The sequence below is a fragment of the Frankia sp. CeCAU1 genome (assembly GCF_977971845.1).
On sequence record NZ_CDWWXA010000059.1, the window covers coordinates 1 to 19,965 of the forward strand.

A 19,965-nucleotide genomic window follows, 5' to 3' on the forward strand; every position below is an offset into this window, starting at 1 on the left:
ATCCGGCGCGGCGGTCGGTCCACGCGGGTCAGGGGGCGAGGCGTTCGAGGACGGCCGCGATTCCCAGGAGCCGGGCCTCGTCCCCGTGCCGGCCGGCGGGAATCGGGTGTCGGGAATCAGGTGTCGGCCGGCGCATGTCACGATGACGCGGTTGACCCGGGCCGTCGTCCGGCATGCTGTCATGGTGAGCATCCTGACGGGTAGCGAAGCCACCGGAACGCAGTCCGATCCGTGGCCGGCTCCACTCGCACGGCAACCGGTCGAGGCCGTCGTCGCGGTGCCCGGCTCGAAGTCCGGCACAAACCGGGCACTCGTGCTCGCCGCGCTGGCGAACGGAACCTCCCGGCTGCGGGGTGCGCTGCGCTCCCGCGACACCCTGCTGATGGCCGGGGTGCTGAGGACGTTGGGTATCGAAGTATCCACCGAGAGTCCCGACTGGGTCGTCCACGGCCACCCGACACCGAGCGCCGCACCCACCGCGCGCGCGGAGTGCGGAAACGCGGGCACCGTGGCGCGCTTCACCCCGGCACTGGCCACGCTGACCCGCGGCGACGTCGTCTTTGACGGAGACGCGCGGATGCGCGAGCGTCCGCTCACCCCGCTGCTCGGCGCGCTGCGCGAGCTCGGCGCCGAGATCGACGGCGACCGAATGCCCTTCACCGTGCACGGCCGAGGGCGGCTGCGTGGCGGCGAGGTGATCGTGGATGCCTCCCACTCCAGCCAGCTTGTCTCGGGGCTGCTCCTCGCCTCCCCGCACTACGACACCGGGGTGACGGTCGTCCACCGCGGGTCCCGGCTGCCATCGGCTCCCTACCTGGACATGACCGTCGCGGATCTACGGGCCGCCGGTGCCACGGTCGAGGTCGACGCCGTGTGCTCCCCCGCGGCCGGCCCGGTGGCGGACACCCGGCGCTGGCGCGTCGAACCGGGCCGGCCGACCGCCGCGGACCGGACCATCGAACCGGACATGAACAGCGCGGCGGCCTTCCTCGCGGCGGCGGTCGCCACCGGCGGGCGGGTGATGATCCCGGACTGGCCGGAGTCGACCGAGCAGCCCGGCCGGCTGCTGCCCGATCTGCTGGTGGCGATGGGAGGCACGGCCCGGCGCATGCCGGCGGGCCTGGAGATCACCGGCGGCGGTGCCGTCCACGGGATCGACGTCGATCTGTCCGACTTCGGGGAGGCCGCTCCGATACTGACCGCCCTCGCCGTGCTCGCCGACTCGCCGTCACGGCTACGGGGCATCGCGCATCTGCGGCTGCAGGAGACCGACCGGCTGGCCGCCCTGGCCCTCGAACTCGGTCGCCTGGGCGCACGGATCACCGTCGCCGACGACGGACTGGCGATCAGTCCGGCGCCCCTGCACGGCGCCCGACTCGACCCGCACGCCGATCATCGGCTGGCGATGGCCTACGCGGTGGTAGGCCTCGTGGTGCCCGGGATCGTCATCGACAACATCGCGACGACCGGCAAGACGGTGCCGGACTTCCCCGAGATGTGGACGGCGATGCTGGACCAATGAGCGGCGCGACGCGACGCCCCCCGGGCCAGGCCGGCTGCCCCCCGGGTCCGACCGACGGCGCCGGCGGCTAGTCCGATGGCCCGCGAGCTGGACGAGGACGACGTCCGGGTCCGGCCGGGCCGGGGATCGCGCCCCCGGACCCGGGACCGGCCCGACCATGCCGAGGCGGTCGCGGCGGTGGTAGTGGGTGTCGACCGCGGCCGGTACACCTGCCGGCTCGACGCGATGGCCGACCTCCTGGTCGCGGCCGTGCGCGGTGGGTCGATGCGCCGGACCTCCGTGATAGTCGGTGACCGGGTGGCCCTCGTGGGAGATGTCTCCGGGGCGGCGGGCCTCTTGGCGCGCATCGTCCGCCGCGAGGAACGCACGAGCGTCCTGCGGCGCACCCCCGACGACAGCGATCCGGTGGAGCGCCCGATCGTCGCGAACGCCGACGTCCTGGTCATCGTCTGCGCGGTCACCGATCCGCCGCCGCGGCCCGGCCTGATCGACCGATGCCTGGTCGCCGCCTACGACGGCGGGCTCTCCCCGGTCCTGTGCCTGACCAAGACGGATCTCGCGGATCCGGCAGTGCTGGTGGACCTGTACCGCCCACTCGGACTCCCCGTCGTGACCACGCGCCCCGGTGGGGACCTGCGCGCGCTGCTGGAGCTGCTGACCAATCGGGTCAGTGTGCTGTTCGGGCACAGCGGGGTCGGCAAGTCCACCCTGGTGAACCGGCTGGTGCCGGCGGCGGACCGGGCGATCGGCGAGGTCAACGCCGTGACCGGCCGCGGCCGGCACACCTCGTCGGCCGCTGTCGCACTGCGGCTGTCCCAGGGGGGCACTGTCGTGGACACCCCGGGTGTCCGGTCGTTCGGGCTCGGCGCGGTGTCCCCGGACCGGGTGCTGCGCGCCTTCGAGGACCTCGCCGCGGCTGCCGCGCACTGTCAGCCCGGATGCGAGCACCTGGCGCCGTCCCCCGACTGCGCTCTGGACTCGGCGGTGCGGGACGGCCATGCCGACGCCGCCCGGCTGGCGAGCCTGCGCCGGCTGCTCGGCACCCGCGGAGCCTCACCTTGATCGCAATAGATCGGGAGATTGGTCACACTCACCCCGCCACCTGGTGTCCAGCGCCCGGGACCACCGACGCGCGGTGGCGCTCGGCTCGTAGTCTCGCAGGCGTGACCCCGCCTAACCCCGCATCCGTGAGCATCGAACCGACCGCGGACTCCGACACCGTCGCCATCGCCGACGATCTGGCCCTCGCGCTCAGCCTCGCGGACGCCGCCGACCGGATCACTCTTTCCCGATTCCAGGCAGTAGACCTGCACGTCGAGTCGAAGCCGGACAACACCCCGGTCTCCGACGCCGACACCGCCGTCGAGTCCATGATCCGCAAACGGCTCGCCGTGGCCCGGCCGGGCGACGCCGTGCTCGGCGAGGAGGAGGGTCTCGTCGGATCGGGCGCCCGTCGGCGCTGGATCCTGGACCCCGTTGACGGCACCAAGAACTTCGTGCGCGGCGTGCCCGTCTGGGGCACCCTGCTCGGACTCGAGGTGGACGGCGAGATGGTCGTCGGGGTCGCGAGCGCCCCGGCGATGAGCCGACGGTGGTGGGGAGCCCGGGGCACCGGCGCCTTCACTCGCGACGCCACTGGCGACACCCGTGCCCTGAAGGTCTCCTCGGTCACCAGCCTGGGTGACGCCTTCCTGTCCTTCGCCTCCGTCGAGGGCTGGCAGACCGCCGACCGGCTGGAGGAGTTCCTCCACCTCGCCGGCCAGGTCTGGCGGACCCGCGCCTACGGCGACTTCTGGTCGCACATGATGGTCGCCGAGGGCGCCGTGGACCTCGCCTGCGAACCCGCGGTGTCGCTCTGGGACATGGCCGCGCTCCAGGTCATCGTCGAGGAGGCCGGTGGCCGGTTCACCGACCTGGGCGGGCGCCGGGGACCGGGACACGGCACGGTGCTCACCACCAACGGGCATCTCCACAACGTCGCGCTGCAGTCGTTCAACGGCTCTTCATGATCGGTTTTGCGCATCGTGGTTCTCCCGCCCCCGGCCAGCGGGAGAACTCCCTGCCCGCGTTCCGTCGCGCTCTGGCCGGCGGGGCGAGTGGGCTGGAGTCGGACGTCTGGCTCGCCGCCGACGGCGTTCCGGTCCTGCATCATGACGGTGTGTTCGGCCTGCCCGGGCGGCGTCGGCGGATTCCCGACCTGACCGCCGACCGCCTGCCGGGGTGGCTGCCAACCCTCGCGGAGTTCTACGCGGAGCTGGGTACGTCCTTCGAGTTCAGTCTTGATCTGAAGGGCCCGCCGGGCAGCTGGGCGGACGCGGCGGCGGCCGTCGTCACCGTCGCCCGCGAGGCCGGTGGCGGCGAGGCCGCGAGGCGGCTGTGGCTGTGCGGCGGGCTCACGGACCTCGCGAAATACCGACCGCTGGATGACGACGTCCGGCTGGTGAACTCGACGTCGATCCGCGACATCGTCACCGGCGGCGGAATGACCGCGTACGGCGATGAACTCCGGGCTGTCGGAGTCACCGCCCTCAACCTGCGCGCGCGTGAATGGACCCCACCACGGGCCGGCATCGTCGGTGTTCTCCACGACCTGGGTATCGCCGTGTTCGGATGGGATGCGCAACGAACAACCACACTGACCCGGCTAGCCGGCTACGGGCTCGACGCGGTCTACAGTGACCATCTACGCCGGCTGGTACGCGTGACGGGTGCCACCCGGGCATAGCCAGCAGGGGTGCCCGGTGACGCGACTGTCGTAGATGCGCCAAGGTCAGACGAATTGGGTAGTCAACCAGGCGAAGTCGTTGATTCAGTTGTGCGCAGCGTGACGCGACTCCGGCACACCGTCATATCACTGCTGGTTAGGATAGCGCCGTGCAAGCTATAGCCGGCGTCGCCCTCGATCACCAGGGAAAGATCGGTTCCCCGAACCTGCGGATTGACCACGAAAGGGATAACACTCACTCCCGCGCCGGCGGCCGACGATGGCGCATCGTGGCACTTTCTTGACACCGGGATGTCGGGAGGCTGCACTCAGTCCTCCTCGGCGACTTTCAGCATCTGCTCCGGAAACCCGGTGCGTTCCGCCACATGCTCGACGGAGTATCCCTGTCGTAGCAGGTCACGAGCCTGTTCCAGGGTCCAGCCCCGACCGGGGTCGACCCGGCGGACAACCACCTCACTCGCCTGGCGCCGTTCCTGGGGCCAGCTGAGTCGTGCACGGCGTGCCAAGGGTCGACCTCCGAGATTTGAGAGGACTTTGGTGTTACGCCACCAAGGATAGGCCATATTGACGTCGGCCTGCCCGTTGAACTCCACGATAGCGGGTGCCGACCAGTTAATGCAGACCCGCGCCGGAAGACAGCGCATCACGCGAAGACTCTGGCCCGAACAGGCGGCACGCCAAGAGGTACGAGAGTCCTTGATCCTCGGCTGGCCGGATCCATCGGTGACCGGGAAGAGCTTCCGCGAGAGCGGTTCAGCCGAGAACGGCACCGACGCATCTCACCGGGTGACTTCCCGCAAGGCATGGCTATGGATGGCCAACCGGGTCGTGGATGCATAGCGGGTCCGCTCCGATGCGACGGGTCACCTCGGTGAACGTATAACGGCGGATCCCGGCCCCGCGGTGGCCGGCAGCCGTGCCCGTTTATCGGCTCCGGGTGAGGCCACGACCGAGGCCACGACCCGCGGCTTCCGCCGGGGCCGAACGCGCGCCCGACGGCTGGGCGGCGGGCACGGACACTTCCGTGGTCCTGGTCGAGCGGCCGTGCTCACGCAGCATCGTCCGCCACTGCTGCGGGGAGTGACTCGCCGGCCGGGTGGTCGCCAGAAAATCCTCGAGAACCGCCCGGAAGCGTTCGGGGTCAGTGTGATGGGGGAAATGCCCGGCACCGGCAAAGATCTCCAGGCGGCTCCCCGGCATCGCCTCGTGCGCCATCCACGCGTGCTCAACCGGGATGACGGCATCCCGGTCACCCCAGACGATCAGCGAGGGCATCCCGGCGGCGAGGTAGCACCGGTCCAGCATCGTGATGGACTGCCCACGCCCGTCCACCGCCGACCGTAGCGTGCGCAGGAACGCCGCCCGCGCGGTGGGTACGCCCAGCGAGTCGAAGACGTTCAGGAGATCGTCGGCGTCCCGCCCGAGATCGGTGTGCAGCAGGCGCAGCGCGTGCATTCCGGCCCAGCCGGCGACCCGCACCGGCGGCATGCCGATCAGGGACAGCACCGCCCCGGCTCCGGGCACGGCCGCCGCCCGCAGCGCGGGATGCAGGTGCGGCCCGACCCCGCCGGTGGCGACCAGCACCAACCGCTCGCAGCGCTCCGGGAACTGGTAGGCGAACTGCATGGCCACCCCGCCGCCCAGCGAGTGTCCGACGACCGTGGCGCGCTCAACCCCGAGGATGGTGAGCAGGTCTCGCATGCCGCACGCGTAGCCGGCCACCGAGTAGTCACCGCGCGGTTTGTCCGACTCACCGTGTCCCAGCAGGTCGGGAGCGATGACGGTGTGCCGGCGGGCCAACTTCGGGATGATCGAGGCCCAGGTGCGCGCGTTGTCCCCGATGCCGTGGATGAGCAGCAGAACCGGCCCGCGCCCGGCCCGCAGATAGCACCGCCGGTACCCGTGGACCGTGACGAAGCGGGAGGTCAGCGGGCCCACCCGGGGCACGCCATGGGCACGGCCGCCTCCGGTGCTCGTCGTCCCGTCTGCCGATGCCACGACCGAGGCTGGATTCTTCCTCACTCGCCACCACCCACCCGCGACTCGCCGCCACCCACCTGCCCCCGCTCGAAGCACACCATCCTACTTCCACGACCTACCCCGGGAGCCGGCCCGGGACTCGTACCCGGCTCCCCGCGCCCGACCGCTTCTGACCTGGTGGTCAGAACCTGATGGTCAGAATTCGATGTTGCTCATCACATGCTTGATCCTGGTGTAGTCCTCCAGGCCGTAGACCGACAGATCCTTGCCGTACCCGCTCTTCTTGAACCCACCGTGCGGCATCTCCGCCACCAGCCGGATGTGCGTGTTGATCCATACGCAGCCGAAGTCCAGTCGGCGGGCGACCCGCAGGGCCCGGCCGTGATCGCGGGTCCAGACGCTGGAGGCCAGGCCGTATTCGACCCCGTTGGCCCAGGCGACCGCGGTGTCCTCCGAGTCAAACCGCTGCACCGTGATGATCGGGCCGAACACCTCGGACTGGATGAGCTCGTCGTCCTGGCGCAGACCCGAGACGACCGTGGCCGGGTAGAAGTAGCCCGCCCGGTCCAGCGGAGCACCGCCGGCGAGCACCTCGGCATGTTCGGGTGCCCGCTCCACGAAACCGCTCACCCGGGCCAGTTGGCCCGCGTTGTTGAGGGGCCCGTAGTCGACGTCGGGCTCCTCCGGCGATCCAGTCGCAGTCTTCCCGGCCGCCTCGGCCAGGGCGGCTGCGAGGTCGTCGTGGACGCCCGGCGCGGCCAGCACCCTGGTCGCAGCCGTGCAGTCCTGGCCGGCGTTGAAGTACGCGGCCTCGGCGATCTGCCGCGCCACCACCGCCGGATCCACGTCATCGAAGACGATGACCGGCGCCTTGCCCCCGAGTTCGAGGTGCACCCTCTTCAAGGAGTCCGCCGCGGCCCGGGCGATCTCCATCCCGGCCCGCACGCTGCCGGTCACCGAGACCATCGCCGGGCCCGGATGGGCCACCAGCGCGCGTCCGGTGTCACGATCGCCACACACCACGTTGAGCACGCCGGGCGGGAGGAACTCCGCGGCGATCTCGGCAAGCAGCAGGCTGGAGGCCGGGGTGGTGTCGGAGGGCTTGAGCACGACGGTGTTGCCCGCCGCGATCGCCGGCGCGACCTTCCAGACCGCCATCATCAGCGGGTAGTTCCAGGGCGTGACCTGGGCACAGACCCCGATGGGCTCGCGGCGGACATAACTGGTGTGCCCCGCCAGGTACTCGCCGGCCGACCGGCCCTCGAGCAGCCGCGCGGCCCCGGCGAAGAACCGGATCTGGTCGGCGGACGGCTCGACCTCCTCGTCCACGGTGAGCCGCAGCGGTTTGCCGGTGTTCGCGCTCTCCACCGCCGCGACCTCGTCGGCCCGGTCCTCCAGCGCGTCGGCCACCCGCAGCAGTGCCCGGGACCGCTGCGCGGGCGTGGTGTCCCGCCAGCCCTCGAACGCCGCGCTCGCGGCCGCCACGGCCGCGTCGACGTCGGCCGGCCCCGACCGGGGTGCCTGCGCCAGCAGGTCCGCCGTCGACGGGTTCAGGATGGGCATTGTCTCGCCATCGACGGCCGGGGTGGAGACGCCACCGATGAGATTGGCGAAGATCGCATCCATGTCTCTGGTCCCTCCTGGGGGATCGGGCCGGCTCAGCCGACGAGGTCCCGGGCCATCTGGTCGAGGCTGTCGAGGTAGCGGTCGACATCGGCGTCGGTGTGCTGCACCGACAACGTCCACTCCTCCTCGCGCCCGGGCGCCATGAGGACGTTGCGGTTGGCGTTGTAGAGCCAGGCCAGTTCGGGCAACTCGGCGTTCTGGTGCGCCATGAACGAGGTGTAGTCACGGATCGGGGCGTCAGTGAAGTGCACGCATCCCTTCGAGCTGATGCCGACGGTGTAGCCGGGAATGCCGTGCCGGGTCAGGATCTCGTCGCAGCCGGCGGTCAACCGGCCACCCAGCCGATCGAGGTGGGTGTAGGCGTCGGGAGTGAGCACCTCGAACAGGCTCGCCCGGGCGGCAGCCATGGTCAGCGGGTTGCCGTTGTACGTGCCGACCTGTTTCACCCGGTCCGAGGCCACGGCCTCCATCAGTTCCGCCGTCGCGCCGATCGCCCCGGACGGCAGCCCGCCACCGAGCGCCTTGGCCAGGGTCACCAGGTCCGGGCGCACGCCGAACCTCTCGGTGGCCCCACCGGCCGCCACACACAGCCCCGTCTTGACCTCGTCGAAGATCAGGATAACCCCGTACCGGGAGGTGATCTCCCGGACCGCCGCCAGGTAACCGGGCTCCGGCAGGACGACGCCGAGGTTCATCATCGCCGCCTCCATGATCACACAGGCAGGCAGGCGTCCCTCGGCGGCGAGCGCGGCGATCCGCCGCTCCATCGCCGGAGCGTCGTTGAAGGGGACCGGCACCGTGAGGTCGACGACCACCCGGGGGATCCCGGCACCGTAACCTAGCGAGTTCATGTTCTCGGCCGGACCGATGTCGTCGTACGGGGTCCCGATCGACACCATCACGTAGTCGTGGTGCCCGTGGTACGAACCGAAGATCTTGACGATCGTGTCGCGGCCGGTGACGCCGCGGGCGATGCGGATCGCGTCCATCGTCGCCTCGGAGCCGGAGTTGACGTAGCGCCACTGCGGCAGCCCGAAGCGGCGGGCCAACTCCTCGCTGACCACCACGCAGTCCTCGGTGGGCATCGCGAAGTGCGTACCGAGCGCCACCCGCTCGGTCACGGCCCGCACGATCGCCGGGTGGGCGTGCCCCTGCACCATCGAACCGAACCCGTTGTGGAAGTCGGAGTATTCGTTGCCGTCGACGTCCCAGACCTTCGACCCGAGACCGCGGGTGAGGTAGATCGGCCAGGGATCACGCACCTGGTAGGACGACGGCACCCCGGAGGTCATCGACCGCACCGCCCGCGCATGCAGCGCCTCCGAGCCCCGGGTGCGGACGTCGAGGCGGGCGGACTCGCGCGCGGCCAACTCCGCGACCCTGGCCTGCGGCACAACCCGGGTCGCACCGCTCCCGGAGGCAGTCACATTCGACACTATCCACGCATCCTTTCCACCGATCAGCCACTGAAAGCGTAGCCTGATCGGCAGTTTGACGATGGAATCCGTCGAAGATTGCGTGGATAAGGCTCGCTTCCCAGTTCACTCATCGACGGCCATACGATGGCAGCAGGGGCAGGCCAGCGGGAACGGGCGTGGGGAACCGCCACGGAGGACTGAGGAGGACACCGGGTGCAGTCGCGACGGTCGCCCGGCCAGCGACTTAGCTCCGACACCCTGCTGGACGATGTCAACAAGGCCATCATCGAGCAGCTGCAGCAGGACGGCCGGCGATCCTACGCGGCCATGGCGGCGGCGGTCGGGCTCTCCGAGGCGGCCGTGCGCCAACGGGTGCAGCGTCTACTCGACGCCGGCATCATGCAGATCGTCGCCGTCACCGACCCGCTCCGGGTGGGCTTCCACCGGGAGGCGATGATCGGAGTGCGGGTCACCGGGGACACCCGCGTCGTCGCCGACACGATTGCCGCGCTGCCCGAGGTCGATTACGTCGTCCTGACGGCCGGATCCTTCGATCTCATCGTGGAGATCGTCGCCGAGAACGACGAGCACCTGCTCGAACTGATCAACGAACAGATCCGCGCTCTGCCACAGGTCCTCGCCACCGAGACGTTCGTCTACCTGCGGCTGGTCAAGCAGACCTACACCTGGGGAGCACGCTGAAACGTCCGGACGCCGACAGCGCGGGCCGCCGGGTGCGGAGGGGAAGCCGGGCCGGGTCGAACATCGATAGGGCGCAGAACCTGCCGACGGGCCGCCGGGCGCGGCGACGCGGGCGGGCATGCGGTTCGGGAGTGTCACCGTTTGTACCGCCGACGGGAACAACCAAGCGGCCACAACAAGAGTCCAACATATGCAACGAACGTCAAATATCTCGGCCCGGACACACGATGGGGTGAACATGGCGCTGGTCCACCATGACCCGCAGGACGGCATTATGGTTACCCGGATCGGGCAGGCGGAGATAACGGTACGTCCCGAGCCACCGGCGAGCGCCGGGAAGGCTCCGGTCATCCTGCTCCGGTTGGATGCGCCCATGCTCGACACCCTTGCCGCGGCCTACCTGGATCCGGACGAGGCCCGCCGACTGGCCCAAGCGCTGATGCGGGCGGCCGAGGCAGTGCGTCCGGCAAGCCCGTGGCGAACCCCGGGAACCACCCCCCGCTGATCCCGGGACGGGCCCCGCCGCGGGAGAACCCGCCGCCGACGGCCGCCATGCCGGGGGCGGCTCCCGGGCCACCACTGTGCGTCCCGGGCTCGGACGACCGCCAGTCCGGGCCCCGCGCCGCCGGGCGTCGACGCGTATCCCGGCCGGGCACCCGGGTCGCCAACCGGCGGAAGGAGCGGACGGATTCCGATGAAAACGGCCCGTGATACGGCCCGTGATAATGATGCCTGCCTAAATGCGAAAGTTCCCTCAGAAAAAATTTCCGAGGGAACTTTCGACTGGTAGCGGGGACAGGATTTGAACCTGTGACCTCTGGGTTATGAGCCCAGCGAGCTACCGAGCTGCTCCACCCCGCGTCGGTGTGTCTTCACTATACAGGGCCGCCATCGGCGGCTGTCAAATCGATGGCGGCCCCAATTTCGGAACTTTCGGGACTAGCCGGGCGCCGGGGCGGCCCGGGCCCCCGGTGGACCGGGAGTGTCGCCGCCGGCCACGGTCGCCGAAGGAGACGGAGCCGGTGGTTTGGCTGCCGGTGACGCGGGGACCGGTGACGCGGGCACCGACGCACCGGCCCGTGTCGCCGTGGCAGCGGGCGGTGTCGCCGCCGGACTCGACAGAGTACGCAGGCGACCCAGCGCATCAGCCAGCTCGCTCTGGGCCTTCCCGTAGGCGGTGAAGTCCGGCGGGCTCTTGCGCAGGGCGTCCTGCCCCGCCTGGTAGGCGCGGTCGGCGTCGCCCACGGCGTCCTGCAGCGCGGTCTGCCCCGGCGGCGGGACGCCGGCCCCGCCCTGCCCGGATCCGGGAGCCGGCGTGCCGTCCTGACCGGCGTCCGTGGTCGTGGCCCCGGTGCCGGCCCCGGCCGCCGCGGCACCGGCACCGGCACCGAAGACCTTGTCCAGGGCCTCACCCAGCGAGGCACCGAAACCGATGCGGTCGCCGAAGGCCGTGGCGACCCCCTGCAGGGTCGGGTAGCCGGTGCTCCCCCTGGCCTGGACGTAGTAGGGCTCGACGTAGAGCAGGCCGCCGGCCAGGGGCAGGGTCAGCAGGTTGCCCTCGATCGTGGTCGCTCCCCCGCTGCGCCATAGTGACAACTGTTTGGCCACGTCGCCGTTGCCCTCGATGGCGTTCTGCACCTGGACCGGACCGTTGATCGTGTTCCCCGCCGGCAGTTTGAGCAGGGTGAACCGGCCGTAGTTGGCGGGGTCACTGGACACCGCCATGTACGCCGCGAGCTTCGAGGACCGGGCGGAGATCAACGGCGAGGTGAGGTTGTAGGACGGGTCCTTGCGCCCGGGAAGCTGGCTGTAGACGTAGAACGGCGGCTGGGGTTGCCCGCTTCCATCCGGCGAGTCGGACACATCCCAGAAGTCCTCCTGGGAGTAGAAGTCCCGCGGGTTGGAGATGTGGTACTGCCCGATCAGATCGCGCTGGACCTTGAACAGGTCCTCCGGATAACGCAAGTGTGCTCGGAGGGACGGCGGGATGTCACTCTTCGGCTTCACCGTGTCCGGGAACGCCTTCATCCAGGTCCGTAGCACCGGGTCGGACTCGTCCCAGGCGTAGAGGGTGACGGTGCCGTTGTAGGCGTCCACTGTCGCCTTCACCGAGTTACGGATGTAGTTGACCTGGTTCGAGGCCTGCCGGGTGCGGTTGCCACTCTGGGTGGTCACCGAGTCGGCGGTCACGTCACCCAGGGTGCGCCGGGCGGAGTAGGGATAGCCGTCGGAGGTTGTGTAACCATCGAGAATCCAGGTCACCCGGCCATTGACGATCGCCGGGTACGGGTCTCCGTCGAGGGTGAGCCAGGGCGCTGCCTTGCTCACCCGGTCCCGCGGGTTTCGCTCGTCCAGGATCCGGGAGTTCTTCGTGATGTCACCGGAGAGCAGGATGTTCTTCTCCCCGAACCGCAGCGCGAACAGCGCCCGACGGAAGGTCGAGCCGATCGAGACCCCACCGTCGCCCTGGTAGGTCGTGGTGACCTGGGTTTCTCCCGGCCCCGGCCCATCGATCTCCATCTGCCTGGTGCCGACGATGGAATACGACGGCGACATCTCCCCGAAGTAGACCCGGTTCTCCTTGATACCGAAGGTACCGTCCTGCGGGAAACCGCTCACGCCGTGATCGAAGTCGGGGCGCCCCACGTCGACGGTGTTCGACGGCGCCGCGACAAATCCCTTGCCGTGGGTATAGGTCAGGTGCTCGTTGATCCAGTTGCGCTGCTGCGTTCCCAACCCGGCCTGGTTCAGCTCCCGCACCGATACCACGTAGTCCTGGGTCGTCGACTTCTTGTCCGCCCCTGTGACGGTGTACCGGTCGACGTCGAGCGTCGGCGGGAAACCATAGTAGCCGCGGAACTGCTGGAGCTGCTGGAACGTCCGGGAGAGTTTGCTGGGGTCGAGTAGACGGATGTTGGGGACCGTGCCGGTGTCGGCGGCGACCTGCTGGGCGGTGACGTCGGTGCTGGCGGCATAATCCTGCGGCTCGACGTCCTGGATGCCGTAGGCGGCCCGGGTCGCCGCGATGTTGCGCGCGATGTAGGGCTCCTCGCGGGTCGCCTCGTTCGGCCGGACCTGGAACTGCTGGACGATCGCCGGGTAGATCCCGCCGATCACCACCGAGGACAGGACAAGGATGCCCGCGCCGAGCAGCGGCAGCGTCCAGCCCCGCTGGAAGATGTTGTAGATGAACAGCACCGCGCAGGCCAGCGAGATGAACAGCAGGATCAGCTTCGCCGGCAGCACGGCGTGCACATCGGTGTAGGACGCACCGGTCCCCACCCCGCGCGAGGAGAACACCGAGCCGAACCGGTCGAGGTAGTACGCCCACGCCTTAAGCAGGGCGAGCAGCCCGAGTAGCACCGAGATGTGCGCCTTCGCCGCCGGGGTCACCCGTTCCCCCGTGGTCTGCATCCGGATTCCGCCGAACAGGTAGTGGGTCAGCAGGGTGACGAGCAACGACAGCAGCACCGCGCTCAGCAGGAAGCCGAGCAGGAACCGCTGGAAGGGATAGCTGAACGCGTAATAGCTGATATCCCGGTGAAACTGCAGATCAGGGGTCCCGAAAGACTCGCCGTTCACCCACAGCAGCCACGTCCGCCACTGGCCGGCGGCGGACAGGCCCGCAGCCAGGCCGAACAGCGTCGCGACCGCGAGCAAGATCAGCAGCATATACGGCTCGATCACCGACCGGTAGCGTTCCAGGTTCTGCTGCTCGGTCGACAACGGCCGAAGCGGCGGCCGTAGCCGGTACGCAAGTACGATGTTGGTCCCGACGATGATCGCCATTACCACGCCGAAAAGGACGAACAGCAAAATCCGGGTGTAGAGGACAGTGGTGAACACCCTGCTGAAGTCGATCGAGCGGTAGAACAGCAGGTCAGTGTATAGCCGGGCGAAGATGGCGATGATCGTGATCGCGAGGACGATGACAAGCAGCACCGGCACGAGCACCCTGGTGCGGGTCAGCACCGGGCGGCGACTGGTGGTTGCCACAGGTTCCTCCGTGCGTCGGTGATTCGGTGATTCGGGACGCGTACCGCCCTAGTACGGCAACCTACGCCAGGGGCTCTGGGGGAGATCGGAGAGGATGGGTCGGTGAACAGCCCGAACATCACGGAGTTGACCTCCGTCGTACTTGAGGTCGAGCGGCACGTCGCCGATTCCGGGTGGGATCAGCCCAGCCAGGTCTACGCGCTGGCCGACACCGCCGACCTGCTGGCGCGAGAACCCGCGCTGGCCCCCCACATCGGCGACTCCCCGCCTGGGTCGCTGACCCCGGTCGAGCAGGAACCGCTGCCGGTGGGGCGGCTCGACGAGGTGCTGGCGGGGATCGGATGGCCGCCGGAGGTGCTCGGATGCGTGCTGGTCACCGAGCTTGTCGTCCTGCCGCCCAGCGCGGAGGAGGAGGCTCCGTACTCCGATCACGAGATCGAGTACTGGGCGGCGAACCATCCCGAACGCCAGGACGTCCGCCTCGCCGTCGGGGTCACCCGCAGCGGGCTGCACGCGTCCTGCCTGCGAGTCCGCGGGGACGACGAACTCGTCATCGATCCGGATCTGGCCGACAACCTCGTCGACGGGCTGCTCGCGACCTTCCAGTGAGTCGACCCGGCGGGCGGCGGCGCACGGCAGCCGCCCGCCCTCTTCCGGCACCACCGGGCACAACGGCACCACCGGGCACAACGGCACCACCGGGCACAACGGCACCACCGGGCACAACGGCACCACCGGGCACAACGGCGCCACCGGGCACGCGGATGGGGCGCGCTTGGGGGCGCGCTCAGCAGGAGGGCACCGCCGCGGCCGGATTCGCCCGGAGGGCCTCGACGGCCTTCAGCGCGCCCGCCAGCGATTCCACCTTCACCAGGCGCGGACCGCCGGAGTCGATCGCGCGGGCGTCACCGCAGTTCCCCGCGGGGACCAGGAAGATCGATGCCCCGGACGCCCTGGCCCCGAGGATCTTCTGCTGGATACCGCCGATCGGTCCCACCTCACCGGCGGAGGTGATCGTCCCGGTGCCAGCAATGATCTTTCCTCCGGTCAACGCGCCGGGGGTGAGAAGGTCCACGATGCCCATCGCGAACATCAGCCCGGCACTCGGCCCGCCGACATCGGAGATGCGGATACGAACCGTGAAAGGGTAGGTCCGCTTCTCCGTCGTGGTGACACCGATCATGGCACGAGCGGGGTCGTCGGTGGCGGCCCGGGTCGTGACGGTGGCCGTGGCCGTCTTTCCGTCGCGCCGATAGGTGACCGTCACAGGATGGCCCGGAGCCACCTTCCCGATCTGCCGGCGCAGCTCCCCCTGGTTGGCCACGGCCACCCCACCGACCTGCACGATCACATCGCCCGGCATCAGCTTGCCGGTGGCCGGGGAGCCCGTGGGGACCCCGGCGACCGCGACCGAACGGCCGGTGGGCGCGATACCGAGCTGCGCGAGCGCTGCCGCGGTCGCCTGGTCCTGTGAGTCGAGCATCGCCTGCGCGTTCTCCTGCTGGATCTGCTCCTGACTCGAACCGGGCGGCCTGATCAGCTCGCTGGGGACCACCGCCCGGTCGGAGTCGGACCAGTCCCGCAGCGCGGTGACGAGGTTGAGCCGGGGCGTCTCCTCGACCGTGGTCAGTTCGAGCTTGCCGGCGGTCGGATAGGTCCGCCGGCCGTCCACGGTGATCAAGGACGTCCCGTCAACGCTGCCGAGGGTGTCGGTGACCGGCCCGGGGGCCAAGGTGACGAACGGTACCGGCATCCACAGCCCCGCGACCACGAGAACCAAGGCCAGTACCGACGCGACCACGAGGGTCTGGGTGCGCCGGACCATGCTCGCAGTCTATGTATCAGGGCTCACGGCCCTCGTCCCGGCGCCCGGGAACCGAGGTTCGCCACGACGGTCCGGGGTTGCGGTAATCGACACCGAAAGGCATTCGGTGGCCCGAAAGGCGCAGTGGAAGGCCGGGGCAGAGTCCGGAAGGCCGCGCGGAAGGCCGGGAGGTGGGGAGTAAAGAACGAGATCGAAAGCACGGTCGAGGGACTCGAAGGACCACTCGGTCCTGAACCGCCGTCCGGCGGCCGGTGAGACGCCCCGGCCGCCGGACGGAAACGATCAGATGGACTCGGGCGGCGGCGCCGTGTGTCTCGCGGACAACGGCGCCCCGGCCGAGGCGGACCGCCCGGGATGACCGGGATGACCGGGTTCGTCGAGGACGGTAACAGTACGAACCTCGTGCTGGGCGGGGATCGGTCGGGCCAGCGCGGCCATACTGCGCCGGTAGCCCTCAATCGTGATCATGGCTTCGGAGGTGCGGTCGGGACGGCTGCGTAGGGTGACCCACGCAAGAGTTATGAGCACGGCGACGGGGGGGATCAACAGGAACCACATGGGAGCCTCGACGTCGAGACGGGCAAGAAGATGACTTATTTCTATCGTAGGGTGCCCCGATCAGCAGGCGCCTACCCATTCCGCCGCGCCATCCGCAAAAATCTGGTGTTTCCAAATGGGAACCTGCTCCTTGATGTCATCGATCAGACGACGACAGGCGGCAAAAGCCTCCGCCCGGTGGGCCGCGCCGACCGCCACGATCACGGCGGTGTCCCCGACGGCGAGGTGACCGGTACGGTGGACCACCGCGACGGCCAGCACCGGTGCGGTCGCGGCGACGTCGCCGGCGACCCGGGCGATCTCCGTGCCGGCCCGGGGATGCGCCTGATACGTCAGGTCGGTCACCCCGCGGCCCTGGTCATGGCCCCGGACAGTGCCCACAAACAGGGCAATCCCCCCCACGCCGGGGGACCGCACGGCGGCCATGCACTCGTCCACCGACAGGGCGCCGTCCCGGATCTCCGCGAGCGTCACCCGCGCGACCGGGTCCGGGTCCGGCGCGGACGACGGAGACGACGGAGGTGGCGCGGGCGGCGCGGGTGGCGCGGGTGGCGCGGGCGCGGTCAGCGGGGCCCCCGCCGGAGAACACGTCGGTTCCACAGCTACGACCGTAACGGTCGGGGCCAGCGCCGTTTCGCCCGTTGGGCAGAAAACGCATTACCGTGGGTTCATGTGCCAACCGTGCGTGCGACTGCCCGCCTCCCGAGGAGGCTACGGCCGATGAGTGACAACTTCCCGTTCGGCTTCACGCCCGCTGGCGGCGGCGACGAGCCCCGGCCCCCCTTCGGTGGCGGCGCCCCGTTCTTTGCCGAGCTCGAACGGCTGCTGTCCTGGCATGGCGGTCCGGTCAACTGGGAGCTGGCCCGCCAGGTGGCCGTCAGGTCCCTCGGCGACGCCGACGCCGCGGTGCCCACGGCCCAGCGGGAGCCGGTGAGCGAGGCGATACGGATCGCCGACGTCTGGCTCGACGCGGTGACCTCGCTGCCGGCCGGAGCCACGGCGGCGCAGGCCTGGTCGCGGCAGGAGTGGATCGAGAAGACCCTGCCGGTCTGGCAGACCCTCTGCGACCCGATCGCGACGAAGGTCGCCGAGGCGATGCGCACTGGGATCTCCAGCGGGCTGAACCACCTCGGTGGTGGCGGGATCGAGCTGCCGAGTGAGCTGCGCGGCGCGCTGCCCCCGGGGCTCGACCCCAGCGGGCTGATGGCCACCGGCGGCCCGATCATGCAGATGATGAACCGGGTCGGCGGGATGCTGTTCGGCGCCCAGGTGGGGCAGGCGATCGGCACCCTGGCCGCCGAGGTCGTCTCCTCCACCGAGGTCGGGCTGCCACTCGGACCGGTCGGGACCGCCGCCCTGATCCCGGCGGGTGTCGTCGCCTTCGGTCAGGGCCTGGAGATCCCCGAGGACGAGGTCCGCATCTACCTGGCGCTGCGGGAGGCCGCGTCCAGCCGGCTGTTCGCGCACGTCCCCTGGCTACGCGCCCACGTCCTGGGTGCGGTGGAGGAGTACGCCCGCGGCATCGCGGTGGATACCGAGGCCGTCGGGCGGGTGATGCGGATGGTCGACCCGACGGCGTTGATGAACCCTGAACGGCTGTCGGAGGCGCTCGGCGAGGACGTGTTCAGCGACGCCACCACCCCCGAGCAGAAGGCCGCGCTCGCCCGTCTCGAACTGATCCTCGCGCTGATCGAGGGCTGGGTCGATCATGTGACGGACGCCGCGGCCACCGGTCATCTGCCGGCCGCGGGCAAACTGCGCGAGATGGTACGGCGCCGTCGCGCCGAAGGCGGTCCGGGCGAGCAGACCTTCGCCACGCTGGTCGGTCTCTCCCTGCGGCCACGCAAGCTGCGGGAGGCCGCCGCCCTGTGGGAGGCGGTACGGGACGCCCGGGGCCACGAGGGTCGCGACGCGCTGTGGGCGCATCCCGATCTGCTGCCCACCGCGGCAGATCTCGCCGCCCCGGAGGCGTTCGTGTCCGGCGCGTCGTCGAGCGCGCTCGACGACCCGATCGGTGAAATCGAGAAACTCCGCGGCGCCCCACCCGCCGATGGCGGATCCGACGGGCCGGACAACCCGGACAGGTAACCCGGACGGACCAGTGATGATCCACAGTTTCGTCCACAGCACGTCCACAGCGATCCACGGGTGTTCATCCTTCGCCGGTCGGACGTGCCACGCTGAGGATCCGCCGGTCGCCGTGACCGGCCCATCCTGGTCCGATTCCCCGGCCTCAACCGGCCGGCGGGAACACCCGGAGGATCCATGCGCCCGATCCTCAAGCCGGGCCTGCGCCGGCTCTGGCACAACAGCTCCACCCTGCAGCTCGGTATCGACGCCGCACGCGCCGTCATCCTCGCCGACCTGGCCCCGTCGGACGCCGCCCTGCTCGACGCCCTCGACGGCAGCCGCACGCTGGAGCAGCTGCGTCTCGATGGCACTCCCGCCGGCCGGGTCCTGCTCGACCTGCTCGCCGAGGCCGGTCTGCTGGACGACGCCACGGCGCCTCCCGGTGCGGCACCGCTGCCCGCGGTCGAGCATGACCGTCTGTCGCCCGACCTGGCGGCGCTGTCCCTGGTGTCGGAGGATCCGGCCGGTGCGCGCCGGGTCCTCGCCACCCGCCGGGCGATGCGGGTCCTCGTGCGCGGCGCCGGTCGCGTCGGTGCTCAGGTCGCGGCCCTGCTCGCCGCGGCCGGGATCGGTCGGGTCGTCATCGACGATCCCGAGGTGACGACCGCCGCCGACGTCTCCCCGGGCGGCCTGCGCCTCGACGATGTGGGGCGTCCCCGGTCCCTGGCCACCGGCGCGGCGGTGACCCGGGCCAGCCGGCAGGCCGCCGGGCACCGTCGGCCCGACGAGGACCGGTTCGCCGCGGATCTGATCGTGCTGGCTCCGGTCGGTCTGCCGATGATCCACCCTGGGGAGTGCCTCGATCTGGAAGGCCGAGGCACCGCCCATCTCGTGGCCGGAGTGCGGGAGACCACGGGGATCGTCGGTCCGCTCGTCGTGCCGACCGTGACCGCGTGCCTGCACTGCCAGCACCTCCACCGGTACTCCCGGAACCCCGTCTGGCCGGTGCTCGCCATGCAGATGGTCCACCGCCCGGCCGCCGGGTCGGACGCCTGCGAGATCACCCTGGCGGGTCTTGTCGCCGCGCTCACCGCCATGCAGGCCCTGGCCTTTCTGGACCTCGCAGCCTCGCCTCCGCCCGCCCTGTCCGGCGTCACGAGACCCACCCCGGGTCAACATTCCGACAACTCGGACCATCCGCCACCGACAGCAAGCAGTCACAATGAGACCTTCATTACATTGACTTCCTCGCGCACGGTCCTACCGGTGACCGCAGTCCTACCGGTGACCGCCGACGGCACGCTGGAGTTCACCGTTCCCGGCTGGCGGATTCGCCGACGCACCTGGCCGGTCCACCCCAACTGTCCCTGCCGCACCGCCCGATCGGCGGCCGCGTCGGCGGAGGCCTCTTCGCCGGTGGCACCCACGTGACCGTTCCACCCCGCGGGCGGTCGCCGCGCCGGCGTCCTGGAGTCATTTGGCGTCCTGGAGTCATTACGCCTGGCCGGCACCCGTGACGACGCGGAACAGGGCACGATGGAGC

At 70.2% G+C, this 19,965-nt stretch carries 17 protein-coding genes and 1 tRNA gene; 9 read left to right on the top strand and 9 right to left on the bottom strand.

The window, feature by feature from the left end; translation table 11 throughout:
* Positions 1 to 181 precede the first annotated feature (181 nt).
* From aroA to AC08OO_RS12315, 4 genes are all read left to right on the top strand, one after another.
* Complete coding sequence (aroA, locus tag AC08OO_RS12300) at positions 182 to 1,522, top strand: 3-phosphoshikimate 1-carboxyvinyltransferase (RefSeq protein WP_476610129.1); 1,341 nt, start codon at positions 182 to 184, stop codon at positions 1,520 to 1,522.
* 75 nt (positions 1,523 to 1,597) lie between these two features.
* The gene (gene rsgA / locus AC08OO_RS12305) at positions 1,598 to 2,584 is read left to right on the top strand and encodes a ribosome small subunit-dependent GTPase A (RefSeq protein WP_476606810.1); all 987 of its coding nucleotides are present in this window, start codon (positions 1,598 to 1,600) and stop codon (positions 2,582 to 2,584) included.
* 101 nt (positions 2,585 to 2,685) lie between these two features.
* On the top strand, positions 2,686 to 3,531 hold the full coding sequence (gene hisN, locus AC08OO_RS12310) for a histidinol-phosphatase (protein ID WP_476606811.1): 846 nt from the start codon (positions 2,686 to 2,688) through the stop codon (positions 3,529 to 3,531).
* Positions 3,528 to 4,247 carry a glycerophosphodiester phosphodiesterase gene (locus AC08OO_RS12315; RefSeq protein WP_476610114.1) on the top strand — a complete coding sequence of 240 codons (720 nt, stop codon included), beginning with the start codon at positions 3,528 to 3,530 and terminating at the stop codon, positions 4,245 to 4,247. Before hisN ends, AC08OO_RS12315 begins: the two co-directional genes overlap by 4 nt.
* A 308-nt stretch (positions 4,248 to 4,555) precedes the next feature.
* Here the strand turns inward: AC08OO_RS12315 and AC08OO_RS12320 are convergent, their stop codons facing one another.
* The 4 genes from AC08OO_RS12320 to AC08OO_RS12335 all read right to left on the bottom strand — a co-directional run bounded on the left by AC08OO_RS12320 (position 4,556) and on the right by AC08OO_RS12335 (position 9,289).
* A complete protein-coding gene (locus tag AC08OO_RS12320) occupies positions 4,556 to 4,753 on the bottom strand; it encodes a hypothetical protein (RefSeq protein WP_035729797.1) in 198 nt (65 codons plus the stop codon).
* Between the two features lie 418 nt (positions 4,754 to 5,171).
* Positions 5,172 to 6,245: an alpha/beta fold hydrolase gene (locus AC08OO_RS12325; protein ID WP_476610115.1), complete on the bottom strand. Its 1,074-nt coding sequence runs from the start codon at positions 6,243 to 6,245 to the stop codon at positions 5,172 to 5,174.
* A gap of 177 nt (positions 6,246 to 6,422) precedes the next feature.
* Positions 6,423 to 7,853 (bottom strand): gamma-aminobutyraldehyde dehydrogenase, encoded by a 1,431-nt coding sequence (locus AC08OO_RS12330; protein ID WP_476610116.1) that lies wholly within the window; start codon positions 7,851 to 7,853, stop codon positions 6,423 to 6,425.
* A 32-nt stretch (positions 7,854 to 7,885) separates the two neighbouring features.
* Positions 7,886 to 9,289 (bottom strand): aspartate aminotransferase family protein, encoded by a 1,404-nt coding sequence (locus tag AC08OO_RS12335; protein WP_476610117.1) that lies wholly within the window; start codon positions 9,287 to 9,289, stop codon positions 7,886 to 7,888.
* A gap of 195 nt (positions 9,290 to 9,484) precedes the next feature.
* Between AC08OO_RS12335 and AC08OO_RS12340 the strand changes: the two genes are divergently transcribed.
* Together AC08OO_RS12340 and AC08OO_RS12345 are read left to right on the top strand one after the other, a co-directional pair.
* A complete protein-coding gene (locus AC08OO_RS12340) occupies positions 9,485 to 9,973 on the top strand; it encodes an Lrp/AsnC family transcriptional regulator (RefSeq protein WP_011438154.1) in 489 nt (162 codons plus the stop codon).
* 190 nt (positions 9,974 to 10,163) lie between these two features.
* Positions 10,164 to 10,478, top strand: a complete 315-nt coding sequence (locus AC08OO_RS12345; protein ID WP_023841369.1) for a DUF6907 domain-containing protein — start codon at positions 10,164 to 10,166, stop codon at positions 10,476 to 10,478.
* Between the two features lie 279 nt (positions 10,479 to 10,757).
* Here the strand turns inward: AC08OO_RS12345 and AC08OO_RS12350 are convergent.
* Positions 10,758 to 10,834 (bottom strand) — tRNA-Met (locus tag AC08OO_RS12350).
* Positions 10,835 to 10,912: 78 nt separating this feature from the next.
* A complete protein-coding gene (locus AC08OO_RS12355) occupies positions 10,913 to 13,969 on the bottom strand; it encodes a UPF0182 family membrane protein (RefSeq protein WP_476610118.1) in 3,057 nt (1,018 codons plus the stop codon).
* Positions 13,970 to 14,071: 102 nt separating this feature from the next.
* On the opposite strand from AC08OO_RS12355, the gene AC08OO_RS12360 reads away from it, so the two are divergent.
* A complete protein-coding gene (locus tag AC08OO_RS12360; protein ID WP_011438157.1) occupies positions 14,072 to 14,578 on the top strand; it encodes a PPA1309 family protein in 507 nt (168 codons plus the stop codon).
* 178 nt (positions 14,579 to 14,756) lie between these two features.
* Here the strand turns inward: AC08OO_RS12360 and AC08OO_RS12365 are convergent, their stop codons facing one another.
* From AC08OO_RS12365 to AC08OO_RS12375, 3 genes are all read right to left on the bottom strand, one after another.
* Positions 14,757 to 15,794, bottom strand: coding sequence for a YlbL family protein (locus AC08OO_RS12365; RefSeq protein ID WP_476606818.1), 1,038 nt, complete (start codon positions 15,792 to 15,794; stop codon positions 14,757 to 14,759).
* Positions 15,795 to 16,076: 282 nt separating this feature from the next.
* A complete protein-coding gene (locus AC08OO_RS12370) occupies positions 16,077 to 16,352 on the bottom strand; it encodes a hypothetical protein (RefSeq protein ID WP_476618523.1) in 276 nt (91 codons plus the stop codon).
* A gap of 60 nt (positions 16,353 to 16,412) precedes the next feature.
* The gene (locus AC08OO_RS12375) at positions 16,413 to 16,952 is read right to left on the bottom strand and encodes a molybdenum cofactor biosynthesis protein MoaE (protein ID WP_476610120.1); all 540 of its coding nucleotides are present in this window, start codon (positions 16,950 to 16,952) and stop codon (positions 16,413 to 16,415) included.
* 120 nt (positions 16,953 to 17,072) lie between these two features.
* Between AC08OO_RS12375 and AC08OO_RS12380 the strand changes: the two genes are divergently transcribed.
* Together AC08OO_RS12380 and AC08OO_RS12385 are read left to right on the top strand one after the other, a co-directional pair.
* On the top strand, positions 17,073 to 18,440 hold the full coding sequence (locus AC08OO_RS12380; protein WP_476610121.1) for a zinc-dependent metalloprotease: 1,368 nt from the start codon (positions 17,073 to 17,075) through the stop codon (positions 18,438 to 18,440).
* A 177-nt stretch (positions 18,441 to 18,617) separates the two neighbouring features.
* Positions 18,618 to 19,853 (top strand): ThiF family adenylyltransferase, encoded by a 1,236-nt coding sequence (locus AC08OO_RS12385; RefSeq protein ID WP_476610122.1) that lies wholly within the window; start codon positions 18,618 to 18,620, stop codon positions 19,851 to 19,853.
* The last annotated feature ends 112 nt before the right edge of the window (positions 19,854 to 19,965 follow it).

Bases quoted from the DNA above. Each gene is read 5' to 3' on its own strand.
- rsgA (WP_476606810.1), top strand. From the start codon at position 1,598: ATGGCCCGCGAGCTGGACGAGGACGACGTCCGGGTCCGGCCGGGCCGG.
- AC08OO_RS12365 (WP_476606818.1), bottom strand. From the start codon at position 15,794: ATGGTCCGGCGCACCCAGACCCTCGTGGTCGCGTCGGTACTGGCCTTG.
- aroA (WP_476610129.1), top strand. From the start codon at position 182: ATGGTGAGCATCCTGACGGGTAGCGAAGCCACCGGAACGCAGTCCGAT.
- AC08OO_RS12370 (WP_476618523.1), bottom strand. From the start codon at position 16,352: ATGTGGTTCCTGTTGATCCCCCCCGTCGCCGTGCTCATAACTCTTGCG.
- AC08OO_RS12315 (WP_476610114.1), top strand. From the start codon at position 3,528: ATGATCGGTTTTGCGCATCGTGGTTCTCCCGCCCCCGGCCAGCGGGAG.
- AC08OO_RS12385 (WP_476610122.1), top strand. From the start codon at position 18,618: ATGCGCCCGATCCTCAAGCCGGGCCTGCGCCGGCTCTGGCACAACAGC.
- AC08OO_RS12345 (WP_023841369.1), top strand. From the start codon at position 10,164: ATGCAACGAACGTCAAATATCTCGGCCCGGACACACGATGGGGTGAAC.
- AC08OO_RS12330 (WP_476610116.1), bottom strand. From the start codon at position 7,853: ATGGATGCGATCTTCGCCAATCTCATCGGTGGCGTCTCCACCCCGGCC.
- AC08OO_RS12380 (WP_476610121.1), top strand. From the start codon at position 17,073: ATGAGTGACAACTTCCCGTTCGGCTTCACGCCCGCTGGCGGCGGCGAC.